This window comes from Vibrio sp. 1167, assembly GCF_033340375.1.
GTDB classification, from domain to species: Bacteria; Pseudomonadota; Gammaproteobacteria; order Enterobacterales; family Vibrionaceae; genus Vibrio; species Vibrio alginolyticus.
The window spans coordinates 271,413-288,295 of the sequence record NZ_JAWOWK010000005.1 but is presented as its reverse complement, the minus strand read 5'-3'; the positions used below and the strand labels follow the sequence as shown (position 1 = coordinate 288,295).

At 45.1% G+C, this 16,883-nt stretch carries 17 protein-coding genes; 11 read left to right on the top strand and 6 right to left on the bottom strand.

Annotated elements, in window-relative coordinates; genetic code table 11:
- From rpsK to rplQ, 4 genes are read left to right on the top strand one after another with little or no spacing between them, the layout of a single operon-like run.
- Positions 1-390, top strand: coding sequence for a 30S ribosomal protein S11 (gene rpsK, locus R7Z78_RS13275; protein ID WP_001118870.1), 390 nt, complete (start codon positions 1-3; stop codon positions 388-390).
- 27 nt (positions 391-417) lie between these two features.
- Entirely contained in the window at positions 418-1,038 is a 621-nt protein-coding gene (rpsD, locus tag R7Z78_RS13270; protein WP_005383146.1) for a 30S ribosomal protein S4, read from the top strand.
- A 24-nt stretch (positions 1,039-1,062) separates the two neighbouring features.
- Positions 1,063-2,055 carry a DNA-directed RNA polymerase subunit alpha gene (locus R7Z78_RS13265; RefSeq protein ID WP_005383143.1) on the top strand — a complete coding sequence of 331 codons (993 nt, stop codon included), beginning with the start codon at positions 1,063-1,065 and terminating at the stop codon, positions 2,053-2,055.
- A 26-nt stretch (positions 2,056-2,081) separates the two neighbouring features.
- Positions 2,082-2,462, top strand: coding sequence for a 50S ribosomal protein L17 (gene rplQ, locus R7Z78_RS13260; RefSeq protein WP_005383141.1), 381 nt, complete (start codon positions 2,082-2,084; stop codon positions 2,460-2,462).
- 135 nt (positions 2,463-2,597) lie between these two features.
- Here rplQ and R7Z78_RS13255 read toward each other — a convergent pair whose 3' ends face one another.
- Positions 2,598-3,077 carry a DUF2780 domain-containing protein gene (locus R7Z78_RS13255; protein ID WP_017820297.1) on the bottom strand — a complete coding sequence of 160 codons (480 nt, stop codon included), beginning with the start codon at positions 3,075-3,077 and terminating at the stop codon, positions 2,598-2,600.
- A gap of 153 nt (positions 3,078-3,230) precedes the next feature.
- Complete coding sequence (locus R7Z78_RS13250) at positions 3,231-3,851, bottom strand: FKBP-type peptidyl-prolyl cis-trans isomerase (protein ID WP_005383137.1); 621 nt, start codon at positions 3,849-3,851, stop codon at positions 3,231-3,233.
- Positions 3,852-4,083: 232 nt separating this feature from the next.
- Here R7Z78_RS13250 and R7Z78_RS13245 point away from each other — a divergent pair, with 232 nt between their 5' ends.
- Positions 4,084-4,680 (top strand): LysM-like peptidoglycan-binding domain-containing protein, encoded by a 597-nt coding sequence (locus R7Z78_RS13245; protein WP_017820296.1) that lies wholly within the window; start codon positions 4,084-4,086, stop codon positions 4,678-4,680.
- 91 nt (positions 4,681-4,771) lie between these two features.
- Here R7Z78_RS13245 and R7Z78_RS13240 read toward each other — a convergent pair whose 3' ends face one another.
- A complete protein-coding gene (locus tag R7Z78_RS13240) occupies positions 4,772-5,233 on the bottom strand; it encodes a GNAT family N-acetyltransferase (RefSeq protein WP_017820295.1) in 462 nt (153 codons plus the stop codon).
- 142 nt (positions 5,234-5,375) lie between these two features.
- On the opposite strand from R7Z78_RS13240, the gene dbpA reads away from it, so the two are divergent.
- Positions 5,376-6,755, top strand: a complete 1,380-nt coding sequence (gene dbpA / locus R7Z78_RS13235; RefSeq protein ID WP_005379583.1) for an ATP-dependent RNA helicase DbpA — start codon at positions 5,376-5,378, stop codon at positions 6,753-6,755.
- Positions 6,756-6,809: 54 nt separating this feature from the next.
- Here dbpA and R7Z78_RS13230 read toward each other — a convergent pair whose 3' ends face one another.
- Positions 6,810-7,388, bottom strand: coding sequence for a Crp/Fnr family transcriptional regulator (locus tag R7Z78_RS13230; RefSeq protein ID WP_169644236.1), 579 nt, complete (start codon positions 7,386-7,388; stop codon positions 6,810-6,812).
- A 97-nt stretch (positions 7,389-7,485) separates the two neighbouring features.
- Entirely contained in the window at positions 7,486-9,447 is a 1,962-nt protein-coding gene (gene cpdB / locus R7Z78_RS13225; RefSeq protein WP_169644234.1) for a 2',3'-cyclic-nucleotide 2'-phosphodiesterase, read from the bottom strand.
- A gap of 275 nt (positions 9,448-9,722) precedes the next feature.
- Between cpdB and cobA the strand changes: the two genes are divergently transcribed.
- The 5 genes from cobA (at position 9,723) to cysC (ending at position 15,633) form a co-directional block, all read left to right on the top strand.
- Complete coding sequence (cobA, locus tag R7Z78_RS13220) at positions 9,723-10,598, top strand: uroporphyrinogen-III C-methyltransferase (protein WP_031780800.1); 876 nt, start codon at positions 9,723-9,725, stop codon at positions 10,596-10,598.
- Positions 10,599-10,657: 59 nt separating this feature from the next.
- A complete protein-coding gene (gene cysD / locus R7Z78_RS13215) occupies positions 10,658-11,566 on the top strand; it encodes a sulfate adenylyltransferase subunit CysD (RefSeq protein ID WP_005379592.1) in 909 nt (302 codons plus the stop codon).
- 18 nt (positions 11,567-11,584) lie between these two features.
- A complete protein-coding gene (cysN, locus tag R7Z78_RS13210; RefSeq protein ID WP_017633444.1) occupies positions 11,585-13,015 on the top strand; it encodes a sulfate adenylyltransferase subunit CysN in 1,431 nt (476 codons plus the stop codon).
- Between the two features lie 251 nt (positions 13,016-13,266).
- Positions 13,267-14,991 carry an SLC13 family permease gene (locus R7Z78_RS13205; protein WP_115385701.1) on the top strand — a complete coding sequence of 575 codons (1,725 nt, stop codon included), beginning with the start codon at positions 13,267-13,269 and terminating at the stop codon, positions 14,989-14,991.
- A gap of 24 nt (positions 14,992-15,015) precedes the next feature.
- Entirely contained in the window at positions 15,016-15,633 is a 618-nt protein-coding gene (cysC, locus tag R7Z78_RS13200) for an adenylyl-sulfate kinase (protein ID WP_104975808.1), read from the top strand.
- Between the two features lie 89 nt (positions 15,634-15,722).
- Here the strand turns inward: cysC and R7Z78_RS13195 are convergent, their stop codons facing one another.
- On the bottom strand, positions 15,723-16,628 hold the full coding sequence (locus R7Z78_RS13195; RefSeq protein ID WP_104975809.1) for a TIGR03899 family protein: 906 nt from the start codon (positions 16,626-16,628) through the stop codon (positions 15,723-15,725).
- Positions 16,629-16,883: the final 255 nt, after the last annotated feature.

Below are 16,883 nucleotides of genomic sequence, written 5' to 3'. Positions count from 1 at the left end.
ATGGCTAAACAACCAACTCGCGCTCGTAAGCGCGTACGCAAGCAAGTTGCAGATGGCGTTGCGCACATCCATGCTTCTTTCAATAACACAATCGTAACCATTACTGACCGTCAAGGTAACGCTCTTGCATGGGCTACTGCAGGTGGTTCTGGTTTCCGTGGTTCTCGTAAGTCTACTCCGTTCGCTGCACAGGTTGCTGCTGAGCGTTGTGCTGAAATGGCTAAAGAATACGGCCTAAAGAACTTGGAAGTTATGGTTAAGGGTCCTGGTCCAGGTCGCGAATCTACTGTTCGTGCACTAAACGCCGCTGGTTTCCGCATCACAAACATCGTTGATGCTACACCAATCCCTCATAACGGTTGTCGTCCACCTAAGAAACGTCGCGTATAACGTTTCTAGGACAATTGGAGAAGAATCATGGCAAGATATTTGGGTCCTAAGCTGAAGCTTAGCCGTCGTGAAGGCACTGACTTATTCCTTAAGTCTGGTGTTCGCGCGATCGATACCAAGTGTAAAATTGATAACGCACCAGGTGTACACGGCGCTCGTCGCGGTCGTCTATCTGAGTATGGCGTTCAGCTTCGTGAGAAGCAAAAAGTACGTCGTATGTACGGCGTTTTAGAAAAACAATTCCGTAACTACTACAAAGAAGCTGCTCGCCTAAAAGGCAACACTGGTGAAAACCTACTTCAGCTTCTTGAAGGTCGTCTTGATAACGTAGTTTACCGCATGGGCTTTGGCGCAACTCGCGCAGAAGCACGTCAGCTAGTTAGCCACAAAGCTATCCTAGTAAACGGTAAAGTTGTAAACGTTCCTTCTTTCAAAGTAGCGGCTAATGACGTTGTTTCTATTCGCGAGAAAGCTAAACAGCAAGCTCGTATCAAAGCAGCTCTAGAAGTTGCTGAACAACGTGAAAAACCAACTTGGATTGAAGTAGATGGTGGCAAGATGGAAGGTACATTCAAGCGTATGCCTGAGCGTTCTGATCTATCAGCTGACATCAACGAACAATTGATCGTCGAGCTTTACTCTAAGTAAGGTTTAAACTAAAGAGAGGACACAATGCAGGGTTCTGTAACAGAATTTCTTAAGCCACGTCTAGTTGACATCGAACAAATCAGCTCGACTCACGCAAAAGTAACTCTTGAGCCATTAGAGCGTGGCTTTGGTCATACTCTGGGTAATGCACTTCGCCGCATCCTTCTATCTTCTATGCCAGGTTGTGCTGTAACAGAAGTAGAAATTGAAGGCGTACTTCATGAGTACAGCACGAAAGAAGGCGTTCAAGAAGATATTCTTGAAATTCTTCTAAACCTTAAAGGTTTGGCTGTGCGCGTTGCCGAAGGCAAAGATGAAGTGTTCATTACTTTGAACAAATCAGGCTCGGGCCCTGTGGTTGCAGGTGACATCACCCATGATGGTGATGTAGAGATCGCTAACCCTGAACACGTAATTTGTCACCTAACGGATGACAACGCTGAGATCGCAATGCGTATCAAAGTTGAACGTGGTCGTGGTTATGTTCCAGCTTCTGCGCGTATCCATAACGAAGAAGACGAGCGTCCTATCGGTCGCCTACTAGTAGATGCTACTTACAGCCCAGTAGACAAAATTGCCTACGCTGTAGAAGCAGCTCGTGTAGAACAGCGTACTGATCTAGACAAGCTTGTTATCGATATGGAAACAAACGGTACTCTAGAACCTGAGGAAGCAATCCGTCGTGCAGCTACAATCCTAGCTGAACAATTGGATGCATTCGTAGATCTTCGTGATGTACGAGTTCCTGAGGAGAAGGAAGAGAAGCCAGAATTCGATCCGATCCTACTGCGTCCTGTAGACGATCTTGAACTAACAGTTCGCTCTGCTAACTGTCTGAAAGCAGAAGCGATTCACTACATCGGTGATCTAGTACAACGTACTGAGGTTGAGCTACTTAAAACGCCTAACCTTGGTAAAAAGTCTCTTACTGAGATTAAAGACGTACTTGCGTCACGTGGTCTGTCTCTGGGCATGCGCCTAGAAAACTGGCCACCTGCATCAATCGCTGAAGATTAATCGATACTAGTTAGAAGGATTAGGTCATGCGCCATCGTAAGAGTGGTCGTCAACTCAACCGCAACAGCTCACATCGCAAAGCGATGTTCAGCAACATGGCTAGCTCTCTAGTACGTCATGAAGTTATCAAGACTACTTTGCCAAAAGCAAAAGAGCTACGTCGCGTAGTTGAGCCTTTGATTACACTAGCTAAGACTGACAGTGTTGCTAACCGTCGTCTAGCATTTGCACGTACTCGTGACAACGAAGTAGTTGCAAAACTATTTAACGAACTAGGTCCACGTTTTGCTGCTCGTCAGGGCGGTTACACTCGTATCCTAAAAGCTGGCTTCCGTGCTGGTGATAAAGCTCCAATGGCTTACATTGAGCTTGTAGATCGCCCAGCTGCTGAAGAAGCTGCTGAGTAATCAGTTCGTAAGAACGAGAAAGCCGAGCATTAGCTCGGCTTTTTTGTATCTGTAATTCAGTAAACCTTTATATCCAGCCTGCATTTATTTCAACCGATGCAGACTGGCAATTTAAAAAGTGATTATCACTTACGCTTATTTACTAGTATTCCACAACCCGCCCAACGAACTTAGAAGCCCTTCGCTAGCGCCTTGCTTGTTCAAGTAATCCAAGATTACTGGAGCAAACTGACTGATCATAGATGGGTCTAAACCTAACGTATCGAATGCACTTTTTACTGCACTGATATTCTCAATATTTCCTAGTAAGCTTTGTGCTCCTTGCAAGTTTGAAAGTCCAGGAATCAAAGACTGTAATTCACTACTATTTTCTTGCGAAAGCTGGCTTTGAGCCAAAGCGAGTAGTGCACCACTGCCTCCGGCTGCTTGCTCAGTGGATACTGGTAATTGGCTAGTTAGCATGTCTGTTAATGGAGACGACTCGGTGTTCAAGCTGCTGCCGACCATGTCCATCAGGCCACTTTCTTTACTTTTTTGAGTGACTGAATCTAAGAATGCGTGCGCACTACCAATGTTGATTGATAGGAGTGCTAGAGTTAGGAGTGTTTTACGCATAGTACCTCCAAAGGTTGAGCGTTTTTTAAAAGTGATTTTATTTTTAAAGGCTATCAGAGTGAAAGGTTCAGAGGTGAGATAGTTTATTCAGTTTAGACAAAAAAACGGCGCTAGTGCGCCGTTTTATTTAATCATAATTGAAAATGGTTTCAATTAGATAATATCTAATAGTTCTACTTCGAAAACTAAAGCTGCAAATGGAGGGATAGCCGCACCAGCGCCACGCTCACCGTACGCAAGATCTTGTGGTACGTATAGCTTCCACTTAGAGCCAACAGGCATTAGTTGTAGTGCCTCTACCCAACCTTTGATTACACCTGTAACAGGGAATTCAGCAGGTTGACCGCGAGATACAGAGCTATCGAATACAGTACCGTCAGTTAGCTCACCGTGGTAGTGAACGCGAACTGAGCTTTCTGCTGTAGGAACTGCACCAGTACCTTCAGAAATGATTTCGTACTGAAGACCAGAGTCTAGAACATTAACTTCAGGTCGTAGAGCGTTGTCTTTTAGGAACGCTTCGCCTTCTGCTGCCGCAATTTTTGCTGCTTCTTGGCGGGCTGTTTCTGCACGAGTGTGAAGTTCTTGTAGTGCTTTGTTGATTTCATCAATTTCGATTGATGGCATGTCACCAGTTAGTGCTGTTGCAATACCCGCTGCGATAGCATCAACGCTAAGACCTTCAAGACCAGAGCCTGCAAGTTGCTGACCCATTTGCAGACCAATGCCGTAGCTTGCTTTTTGTTCTGCAGTTTCAAATTTAATTTCAGACATGAATGTCGCTCTTATTAGGAGTGATAAAGGCAACAGGATATCAGTTTCGAGCTTAGGTTTAAATGATTGCGACTGAATGCTTAATTGAGGCGGCCAGGTTGTGACTTATCTCTTACTCCAAGTGAAATTTCTGCTAATTTAATCCCAATTCCATTTTAGTTTGGTGAAAAACATATACTCTCCGCGTCGGTATTTTTATACTGGCCGTAGAAGTATTAAGGGACTCATTACAATGAATCGTCGCAGAAAGAAAAAGCAGCAAGTCGACTATGTCGAATTGGTTAAACAAAAATTCGCTGCTATCGACTGGAAGCAGCCGTTCAACAAAGAGCAATGGTTGGAGCGTATACAGCCTGTTAAGCAGTTTTGGTTGCGTCTGCCTAAATTTCATCAGCGTGCTTTGATGGTCTTAGTGCCATTGATTCTGGTACTCCTTGTTATTCCTTTGCCAAATAAAACAGATCAACCAGTTGAGCAGACTGAGGTCGATCATCAACGCGTAGCGATTGAGCTGAACGCGCAGAGTTTAAGCCAGCAGAGAACCTCTCAGAACTCTGGACCGAAATCTGAAGATTGGAAAGAGTACACGGTTAAAAATGGTGATACATTAGCGCAGGTTTTCAGAAGTAATCAGCTCTCTATGGCGGATCTTAGCGCTCTGGTCAAAATAGAAGGCAGTGATAAGCCGCTAAGCCAAATAAAGCAGGGACAGTTGATTCGCTTTAAGCTTAGTGACGAAGGCGAGTTAGATATGCTACAGCTGGAAAAAAGCGGGCGGTCCGTTATGTTTTTCCGTTTGTCGGATGGGACCTTTGGGCGTAACAAGTAAACGCTTCAAATGAAAAGACGCGAATATATCGCGTCTTTTTAGTTAGTTTTTTAATTCGATTAGTTTTCATAGTAACCAATCGAATTGAAACTTATAGCGCTACGGATTCTTTCCGCATATCCACATGAGGGATACCATCTTCAAGATAGCACTCTGAGATAACCTTGAATCCATGACTAGCATAAAACTGGATGAGGTGTTCTTGAGCACCTATATCTATTGTCTGTCCTGGCCATAATGTTTCGCATTGTGCCAAGGCCTTGTCCAATAACTTATGACCTAAGCCACCGCCTCGCGCGGTCTGCTTTGTCACCACTCGACCAATACTCACATTGTCATACGTAGTGCCTGCGGGCAGTAATCTTGCGCAAGCAACCAGTTCATCACCGTGATAGCCTATTAGATGATAAACGCCTTCCAGTGTGTCCTTACCATCAAGTTCAGGGTAAGGGCAGGTTTGTTCAACAACGAATACATCCACACGCAATTTCATCATTTCATACAGCTGTGTGGTTGTTAGCTGAGCAAAGGGCAAAGTAATCCAAGTGAGCATGTTGTTATCCGTAATGAGAATAGAGTGACTGACTTTACTTTGTTTTGAGCTCATACTCATTAACAAAGGTTAATTAGCACTGGTTTTCCCACCAAATCTGGTGATAATGTGCCCTCTTTCCATCTCACCTGAGGATATCCCCGTGAGCAAACAAACATTCGATCAAGTTGGGCTGAACCCAGCGTTACTCGCCACACTTGATTCCCTGAACTATACCCACATGACGCCAATTCAAGCTTTGAGCTTGCCTGCAATCCTAAAACATCGTGATGTCATCGGGCAGGGTAAAACGGGCTCAGGTAAAACCGCTGCATTTGGTTTAGGGGTTTTATCGAACCTCAACGTCAAACGCTTTCGTGTCCAGTCATTAGTATTGTGTCCAACACGTGAGCTTGCAGATCAAGTAGCGAAGGAAATTCGTACTTTAGGTCGCGGCATTCATAATATTAAAGTGCTTACTCTCTGCGGTGGGATGCCAATGGGGCCACAAATTGGTTCGTTAGAGCATGGTGCGCATATCCTAGTTGGTACTCCTGGTCGTATTTTGGATCACCTTGAGAAAGGCCGAATTGATCTTAGCGAACTGAATACCTTGGTGCTAGATGAAGCTGATCGCATGTTGGACATGGGTTTCCAAGACGCATTAGATGCAATCATCGATGCAGCGCCAAAGCAGCGCCAAACTCTACTTTTCAGTGCTACTTTTCCAGAGAAAATTGAGCAAATTGCGCAGCGTATAATGCAGACACCGGAAGTGATTAAGGTGGAATCGACGCATGATACCTCAAGCATTGCGCAGTACTTCTATAAAGTTGAAGGCTCGGAAGCACGTGATGAAGCGTTGGCGAATTTGCTGCTGACTCACCAGCCAGAGTCCGCGGTGGTTTTTTGTAATACCAAAAAAGAAGTGCAAAGTGTCGCAGATGAGTTGCATCACAAAGGATTCAGCGTTATCGATATCCACGGGGACTTAGAGCAGCGTGAACGCGACCAAGCATTGGTGCAGTTTGCTAACAAGAGTGTGTCTATCCTTGTTGCAACAGACGTTGCAGCGCGTGGTTTGGACGTTGATAATCTTGATGCTGTCTTTAACTTTGAGCTATCGCGCGATCCTGAGGTTCATGTGCACCGTATTGGTCGTACAGGTCGTGCGGGTAGTAAAGGTTTAGCGTTTAGCTTTTTTGGTGAGAAAGACGGTTTACGTGTAGCTCGTATTGAAGAATACCTAGAGATGGACGTGGTACCAGCAACATTGCCTGCCAAATCAAATCAGCAGCCATACCAAGCGAAAATGGTGACGATTAACATTGATGGCGGTAAGAAACAGAAAGTACGACCGGGTGATATTTTAGGTTGTTTGACAGGAAAAAATGGTATTCCAGGCTCTCAAGTCGGAAAGATTCACCTATTCCCTGTGCGCGCTTATGTTGCCGTCGAAAAGTCTGTGGCTAAAAAGGCTCTACAGACCATTAGTAACGGCAAGATGAAAGGGCGCCAGTTCCGGGCGCGAATTCTTAAATAGCTCAAATAGCAGAGACAAAGCTCTTCGTTTGAAGAGCTTTTTTCTTTTTTGAGTTTATTTGAGAGTGTGATCTTTGGTTAAGCGTGCTTTGATTCGACTCAAACTGATTGGCGTAATGCCCAGGTAGGCCGCAATTTGACTATCGGTAATACGTTGCTTTAAATCTGGGTAATGAGCGCAAAATAATTGATATCGTTCCTCTGGAGAGTAGAGCAACATAAAGCGTTCTTTATTCTCTTTATTAACCAGTTGGTTTTCGAGTAGCTTTAAGTAAATGGCGTGCTTTTCTGCTCGCCAGAGATGCAACGTTTCAATTGGCAAGCAAAATAGCTGACAAGCGCTCAGCGTTTCCAATAAGTAAGGCGAAGGTTGGTCCTTTATTATGCTCTCAAACCCGATAACCCAGTCCTTCTCCCAATAAAATTCTTTACTGAATTCTTTGCCGTGCTCAGTAAGATAGCTTGCGTGGCATAACCCCTCAATGATGAAGTAAAGGTGTGAGCTAAACTCCCCTTGGTGATCAAGAATGTGGCGTGTAGGCAGTTCGAGCAACTCACCATTTTCAATAAGTTGGTTTGCTTCTGTCTCTAAAAAGCCATGTTTGACTAAGTCTGAAAAAAGATCGCTGTGCATGTGATAACTCAGAAACGGTTTTCTTTATTTTAACGGGTTTTATTGATAACAAAAAAGCGGCTCATGAGAGCCGCTTAGTGTTGTTGTCAAATCAACCTTATTTATTCAGATCGATTTGATAAATTGCGAAACCAATGTCGTCTGTTGACACGCGTTTCATTGGGTATTGTCCTTTCTCTTTGATGAACTGCGCCGCTTTATCGCTAGGGGAGGTTTCGAAACGAATATCTAGCTTGTTATCGGACTTAATCGGTGCGAAAGACCAGTTGTTGTCAGCGCTTGGTGTCACTTCTCCTTTTTCTTCACTCACGCGAGAAATATAAGTGGCGACGACAGAGCGGTTTTCATCTGGTGCGTCAAATGCAATGAAATCTGGGCCTGTACCAGGGAAAGTATTGCTATAAGCACGGTAGTTATTGGTTGCGATGATGAAATCTTGCTTCGGATTGACAGGCTTACCATTGAACGTCAGATTCACAATGCGCTGAGAAGCTGGATTAATCACTTTACAATCCGCATCGTACTTCGGCGGTTGGGTAACGTCGATTTGGTAGTTAACCCCATCAATAACATCGAAGTTGTACGTACGGAAATTATCCCAATCAATCAAAGATTGCGATTCAGGATTGTTGATGTCGATGTGGTTGAATTGACCCGCACTGCACTCTAGCCATTCGCGAACTTCTTTACCTTTCACTTTCATCGCAACCAAGGTGTTTGGATATAAGTAAAGATCGGCCGCATTACGGAAGGTGAGCTGACCGGATTCTACTTCTGTAAAGTTATTCGGATCGTTCTTACGACCGCCGACTTTAAATGGTGCTGCCGCACTCAGTACTGGAATGTCAGAAAGGTCTGGGTCGCCTTGAATAAAGCGTTCTACGTAGTCTTTCTGAGCAAGGTTAACGATTTGAATGGTGGGGTCGTCCTGCACTAATGCCAAGAAGCTGTACATGACATCATTTGCTTTGCCGATTGGTTGATTTACAAATTCACGAGTGCCTTTGTGATCTTCTTCTAACGCTTTCACAATATCTTCATCGGCTTTAGCTAATGACTTTTTATTTACTTTATCGAAGATAGGGCGTGCTTCTGCTTGGCCTTCGACGACTTGCCATCTGCCGTCTTTCTCTTTCAGCATCAAATCCATCACACCTACGTGACTTCCCCAGCGGCCCGGCATCACGGACGTTACACCATTGATGGTCCCTTTATCTATATCAACACCAGGTAGGTTTGCGAAGTCTTTCCCTGGGAAGACGGCGTGAGAGTGGCCAAAAGCAATCGCATCAATACCTTCAACTTCTGTGAGGTAGTAAACAGAGTTTTCAGCGCCTAGTTTGTATGGATCAGTAGAAATGCCCGAGTGTGGAATCGCCACAATCACGTCTGCGCCTTCTTTCTTCATTTGAGGAATCAGTTTCTCTGCTGTTTCCTTAATGTCTTTAGCAAAGACTTTGCCTTCTAAGTTCTTCTTATCCCAGACCATAATTTGTGGTGGTACAAAGCCGATGTAACCCACTTTTATTTGATGCGCTTCGCCGTTTGTGTCTTTAAAGGTGTGAGTTTTAATGAGGTAAGGTTTGAAGTAATGCTCACCGGTTTGTTCAACAAATACGTTTGCGTTGATGTAAGGGAAGTTAGCGCCCGCCAACGTCTTTTGTAGAAAGTCTAGGCCATAGTTGAACTCATGATTGCCAATGTTGCCCACATCGTAGTCTAGTTGGTTCATCGCCTTGTAGACTGGGTGCACATCGCCAGCGTTAATCCCTTTCGCCGCCATGTAATCGCCCATTGGGCTGCCCTGAATTAAATCACCGTTATCTACTAGTACCGTGTTTTCTGTCTCGGACTTAGCTTGTTTCACTATTGTCGCTGCGCGACTTAAACCGATTTGCTGTGATGGTTGGTCTTTGTAGTAATCGTAATCCATCACGTTGGTGTGAATGTCGGTGGTTTCGATAATACGAAGCTTGATGGTATCGGCCATTGCTGGGCCAGCAAGCGTTAGCATGCCACTTAATACTGCGAGGGAAATAGGATGAACTGCCACTTTCATTTGGTGCTCCAATTCAATGATAAGGGGAAATCGTACTGCGTAATGTATCAAACACAGATGCAACTCGATGATAAAGATACAGAAAACTGTGAACATTAATCAGTTTACTGAACCTTATTCATATTAACCGCCGACTTTTTCACGCTTTTGAATGAGACCAAACAAAAACTTCTTAGCAGATTTTTGAATAAAAAATGAAATTTTAGAATTTCAGGTAATATAAACGCCCCGCCATAATGCTTGCATAACGATATCAATGGACGATGAGCAAGCACATGGCAACGAACGATTCAGTCACTTCTTTTCCTAAACCAAAGCCCCGGTTAGTTTCTGACAACCCAGTCGCTGGTGTTACTCGTTTTGCAAAGCAATCGCTACAGCCTGGTGAAGTTGCCTTAGTAGGTGCAGGACCAGGCGATCCTGAACTTCTGACGGTGAAAGCACTGAACTGCTTGCAGCAAGCTGACGTGGTTTTGTACGACTACTTGGTGTCTGAAGAAATCATGGCATTGATTCCAAGCGATACGATTTTAGTGTGCGTTGGGAAGCGAGCTGGGCATCACAGTGTGCCGCAGGAGAAGACGAATCAGCTTTTGGTGGATTTTGCCAAGCAGGGCTACAAAGTAGTGCGCATTAAAGGTGGGGATCCGTTTGTATTCGGTCGTGGTGGTGAAGAGTTAGAAGTGCTTGCTGATGCCGGCGTTCGTTTTCAAGTTGTCCCTGGCATTACCGCAGCAGCTGGCGCAACCGCTTATGCTGGTATTCCACTGACTCATCGTGATTATGCGCAATCGGCCATCTTTGTGACTGGCCACTTGAAAGAAGAAAGTGATGAGATGGATTGGTCCACGTTGGCGCGTGGGAATCAGACTTTAGTGATCTACATGGGGCTGATGAAATCACACTATATTCAGAATCAACTCATTAAGCATGGTCGTTCAGCGTCGACTCCGATTGCCATTATTGAGCGTGGCACGCAGATTCAACAAAAAGTATTTACGGGAGAACTCTCCCAACTCTCTGATTTATCGAAGGAAGCACAGTCGCCATCTTTGATTGTTGTCGGAGAGGTAGTGCGACTGTCTCAAAAGTTAGACTGGTTTTTGTCTAGTACTGAATTCAACAAAAGTGCTATTGCCAACTCCATATAATTTCAGACCAAAGATTAGAGACGTAATGCGCCTTCAAGCTTAAAAAGGAAATACAAAACATGGACCAACAACGTTTAACTCACCTTAAACAACTCGAAGCGGAGAGTATCCACATCATCCGTGAAGTTGCGGCTGAGTTTGATAACCCAGTCATGATGTATTCGATTGGTAAAGACTCATCAGTGATGCTGCACCTTGCGCGTAAAGCTTTTTACCCAGGTAAGATTCCATTTCCATTGCTGCATGTTGACACCGATTGGAAGTTCCGCGAGATGATTGAATTTCGTGATCGCACCGCGGCCAAATACGGTTTTGAGCTTTTGGTACATAAGAATCCAGAAGGTCTAGCCATGGGCTGTAGTCCGTTTGTTCATGGTTCTTCTAAGCACACTGACATCATGAAGACTCAAGGCTTAAAACAAGCGCTGAACAAGTACGGTTTTGATGCTGCCTTTGGTGGTGCGCGCCGCGACGAAGAGAAATCACGGGCGAAAGAGCGCGTGTATTCATTCCGCGATAAGAACCATACATGGGACCCTAAAAACCAACGTCCTGAGCTATGGAAGACGTACAACGGTCAGGTTAATAAGGGTGAGAGCATTCGTGTATTCCCGCTGTCTAACTGGACTGAGCTTGATATCTGGCAATACATCTATTTAGAAAACATCGAGATCGTGCCGCTTTACCTCGCGGACAAACGCCCAGTTGTTGAACGCGATGGCATGCTGATCATGGTTGATGATGATCGTATGGAGCTTCAACCGGGTGAAGTGATTGAAGAGAAGAGTGTGCGCTTCCGTACCCTTGGTTGTTATCCATTGACTGGTGCCATCGAGTCTGAAGCAAACACTTTAACTGGCATTATCGAAGAGATGCTGGTGGCAACGTCGAGTGAGCGCCAAGGCCGAGCGATCGACCACGATCAGTCAGGATCGATGGAGCTTAAGAAACGTCAAGGTTACTTCTAAAGGATCTAAGGAAAGATAATGAACAGTGCAGTTGAAGCTCAATTAGCCGAGCTTGGTATCGAAGGCTATTTAACACAACACCAGTACAAGTCGTTACTTAGATTCTTGACTTGTGGCTCGGTGGATGACGGTAAAAGTACATTAATCGGTCGCTTACTCCATGACTCAAAACAAATTTATGAAGATCAGCTAGCGGCAGTGCACTCAGACAGCCAACGTGTGGGTACCACGGGTGAAAAGCCTGACCTTGCGTTGTTGGTCGATGGCTTACAAGCTGAGCGTGAGCAGGGGATCACGATTGATGTGGCTTACCGCTATTTCTCGACGCAGAAACGTAAATTCATCATTGCAGATACTCCTGGACACGAGCAGTACACACGTAACATGGCTACAGGTGCCTCGACATGTGACTTAGCTGTGATTCTGGTTGATGCACGTAAGGGCATTCTCGATCAAACTCGTCGTCACTCTTTCATTTCCAACCTATTGGGATTGAAGCACTTTGTTGTGGCGATCAACAAGATGGACTTAGTGGATTACTCCCAAGAGCGCTTTGAAGAGATCCGCGATGAGTATCTGAAGTTCTCTGAGAATCTGACAGGGGATATTGATATTCAAATCATCCCGATCTCAGCGCTTGAAGGGGACAATGTGGTGGATAAAGGCCAAAACCTGACTTGGTTTAAAGGCCCATCATTGCTTGAGCTTCTTGAAACGGTCGATGTGGATCAAGAAAAAGGCGCGGGTGAATTCCGCTTCCCTGTGCAATACGTTAATCGTCCTAACCTCGATTTCCGTGGTTTTGCGGGGACCATTTCTTCTGGTTCGATCAAAGTCGGTGATGCCATTAAAGCATTGCCATCGGGTAAAACGTCAACTGTGGCTCGTATTGTGACCTTTGATGGTGATATCGAAGAAGCTCGTGCCGGATTAGCTGTCACTCTGACGCTAAGCGATGAGATCGATATTAGCCGTGGCGACTTAATTGTTCTAGATAATGCTCAAGTGGAAACCACAAACCATTTGCTTGCCGATGTGGTGTGGATGACAGAGCAACCCCTGCAACCGGGTCGTGACTATGACATCAAAATCGCAGGTAAGAAAACCGTAGGTCATGTTGAAGCGATTCGTCATCAATATGACATTAATAATCTCTCGACTCATAGCTCGGCAGAGCTGCCATTGAATGGTATTGGTTTGTGTGAATGGTCTCTTAATGAGTCAGTCGCGCTGGACAATTATCAAGACTGTGCAGATACCGGTGGCTTTATCATTATCGATCGTCTGACAAACGTGACGGTTGGTGCTGGCATGGTTAAAGAGAGCCTCGCCGTGGTTGAGCGCGATTTGACGGACATCTCTGCGTTTGAAGTTGAGCTTAATGCGCTTGTCCGTAAACACTTCCCACACTGGGAAGCAAAAGACGTCAGCCAGTTTCTGAAAAAGTAACTGGCTTACCCAAGTACGATAATTTCAGGCTCTGTCTGCTGTTGTACTTGGGGCGTCGCTACCTAACTGAATTGCGAAATGTCGTTAGGTATTCTCCTAATACCAGAGTGCTTCGGTGGAGCCCAAGAAAACCGAGCATTCTGATGTTCTTTTCGCTTGCGCTGATTTTTGTCTGTTTACTCGTTTGTCGGTGTCTCATGGATAAATGAGTCGTTGTTGTGCTCTTTAGGGCTATTTGGTAAGGAAAGGCTATGTGGGAACAAGGGTTTGTGTTAGCGATTTTGCTTGGCATTATCACTTGCTTGCTTGTCACGAAAATTAAGCCTAGTTATGTCTTTGCGGGTGCCGCTTTTATTGCATTCATGGCTGGGATGATGGATTCAGCCACTATCGCATCCAATTTTACCAACTCTTCATTGTTAACCCTGGTTCTATTGATTCTTGCATCCTGTGCTCTAGAAAAAACACTGCTGATCAGTTGGGTGAGCCGAAGTATCTCTGAGGGCCAGTTAGGCAGCGTGATTGCTAAGCTCGGTGTGTCGACCGCCTTGCTTTCTTCATTTACGAATAATACCGCTGTGGTTGTCTCATTGATTGGGGCGATTAAGCGTAATCAGCAGCATGCACCTTCGAAATTACTTATTCCCTTGTCTTACGCCGCCATTTTTGGTGGCACGTTAACTTTGATTGGTACGTCGACTAACTTAATCATCAACAGCTTTGTCGAAGACGCAGGCTTACCGAGCCTGAGCTTTTTTACACCCACGATGATAGGTTTGGCTGTGCTGGTGGGAGGGATGCTGATTCTTATCCCGCTCAGCTACTTGCTACCGAATTATGATGATCAAAACCAAGAAGATTTACCTTACTTTCTTGAGTCTCGCGTTGAGCCAGGCTCACCGTTAGTTGGGCGTACGATCAGCGAGAATAATTTACGTGCGCTGCGCAAACTGTTTCTTGCAGAAGTGGTGCGCGATGGTGTTACTGTTTCTTCTGTGGGGCCGGATTTTGTGCTCAATGCAAAAGACCGCCTGTTATTTTGTGGCGATGTTGAGAGCGTCGCGACCCTGCAAGAAATTCCGGGCCTCAAGTTGTTTGGTCAGCAGCACTTAAATGGGCAAAACTTTATCGAAGTTGTGGTGAGCTCGTCGGCGACGTTTTGCTACAAAACCCTCAAAGAGAGCCGATTCCGCGACCGATTCGATGCCGTTGTTGTGGCGATTCGCCGAGGCCACGAACGCCTAGAAGGTGGCTTGGGTAGCATTACCTTAGCGCCAGGGGACACGTTAGTTCTGGTTCCAGGCAAGCGTTTTGAGTCTGAACGCCGAGCTCATCGTAAAGAGTTTGTTTTAGTGCATGACTTGGACTCTAGCGCTCGGCTTGATACTAATAAGTCTTCCATTGTATTACTGGGCTTTGCAGCCGTAATTGGATGCGCTCTATTAGAGTTAGTACCGATTATTAAAGGTCTAGCTACGTACCTTATCGCGCTTATTGCGTTTGGTATTGTGCAGATTTCAGAACTGCGCCGCCGTTTTCCGATTGATATCGTCGTGATTGTCGGTTCCGCTTTGTCTATTGCTCAACTGATGATCTCTTCTGGATTGTCAGAACGAATGGGAGTGATGTTTATTGAAGCGTTTAATGGCTGGGGAGTATTTGGTGCCTTGGTGGCGACTTATATCATGACATTGGTACTCACTGAATTGGTGACAAACAATGCCGCGGCTGCGCTTTCTTTTCCTATCGGCTATAGCATGGCGGTGGGTTATGGCGTGGATCCGATGCCATTCATCATGGCGGTTTTGTTCGGCGCGAGTGCGAGCTTTATCTCTCCCTACGGTTACCAAACTAACCTGCTGGTGTACAGCGTAGGAAATTACAAATTGACCGACTACGTGAGAATTGGAGTGCCAATTTCGATTGTGTACTCTGTATTAGTACTTACTTTGATCCCGGTCTTTTTCCCGTTTTAATTCCGATATTTACAAGGATACGTTATGACTGCCGAAACGACGGTAAAAGATGAAAACATTGTTTGGCACCAGCATTCGGTTGATAAACAGCTTCGTGCTGAATTAAAGAAGCAAAAACCTGCCGTATTGTGGTTCACTGGTTTATCTGGAGCGGGTAAATCAACCGTAGCAGGGGCGTTGGAAAATCGCCTTGCAGCATTGGGTTACCACACCTATTTATTGGATGGTGACAATGTACGACATGGTTTGTGTAGCGATTTAGGTTTTTCTGAACAGGACCGTCGCGAGAACATTCGTCGCATTGGTGAACTGGCGAAGTTGATGGCAGATGCGGGTTTAATTGTTCTGTCGGCGTTTATTTCACCGCATCGTGCAGAGCGGAAGTTAGTACGCGATTTATTGCCAGAAGGCGAGTTTATTGAAGTGTATGTCAATGCATCTCTAGAGGTTTGCGAAGGTCGAGATCCTAAGGGTTTATACCGTAAAGCCCGTGCGGGAGAGATTCCTAATTTCACTGGTATTGATTCGGAATATCAAGCGCCAGAGAACCCTGAAATCGATTTGCCCGCGGGAGAAAAGAGTGTCGATGAGCTGGTGGATTTGTGCTTAATCGATCTTAAACAACGCGGTGTGATCCGATAAAAAAGCATTTAGATCATAGGTGACCTAAAGCTCTTTGAGCAGCTGGAGAAGTATTTGGATCATAGGTGGTCAAATGCTTCTCAAGCTGGCTAGACGGTATGATGAACCGTACTTTTAGCTTCACTATGGACACTAAATCTATGATTTAACAGTGCAAGCATTTGATCGTAGTATTTGGCATGTGGTTTGTTTCCGAGTAAGGTACAGAGCTCATTACCTGTGGGTGTGAAGCGGTAATATAAAAGGCGGACACCTTTACTGTTTACGTTCAGTGACAAGTTTTTACCTTGGTAGGTGAGGACCAACGGTGTCTCGATACTAATTTCGCCAGATTCAAGTTCGGCACTGTGCAGCAGCCCTAATTCAATTAAGAGCAACAAGCTTGAATACGGCAGTTGAAAACTTCCCATATTTAGGCTGTTAGCGACGTCTCGCTTGCCGAAGCTAAATATGCCTCCTTGGGCTTTGTAACCAATCAGCAGTTTTCTGCTGTGATCCCCTCCAAAACTGCACGCTAAAGAGGCGGCTCTTTGCAGAGTTTGTGCTTCCTTTGGTGACATATCCTTGAGGGTTTTCAACGCTTTCATGGACGTTGAACCCGGATTGGTCACTTCACGCTTCATCACTTGAGCCCATAGCTTTTGCATCGCGCTGTTATGGATGTCTTGAGCCATCTCAAAAAATCGATGCAACCAATCTTGGTCTGGCTCTCCCGCTGTCTCATCTCGGCATGAACTGTGCGCTAATTTTAAAATCTGTTCTAAGTTTTTTTGTCGCTGTTCTTGGCGTCTTTGCTCTCGCAATTGGGCTCTTTCAAACGCAGATTTGGCTGGCGGTTCGGTTTGCAGTAAGGCGTCAAGACCGTGTATTTGGGCTATGGTTTTTACCTTACTAGCACTGTCTTTTATGTAGCCTTGTTTCTTTTCTTGTTGCGTATTTTTTTTTGTGTCTGACTGATGTTCGATGACAACAGGTTGCTTTGTCGGGTCTGCCATTCGTTTTCCTACCAAGAACTGCGCGGTTCGCACGTTTAAATTTACACCTTATCTGACCAAGCGACCAGACAGGAGTTCTCAGTTTTTGAACGAATAGGGCTATTCAAAATGATAATGAGTTGTTAAAATTGTTATCGTTATTTTGGAGGGGCTATGAAGTTCTCAGAAGCAGGTAAACTCAAAAAGCACCTGTCGATAGCGTTTCTTTTGGTTATTTATGTGGGCGTGTTAGCGTATTTATCTCGTTATATCGTG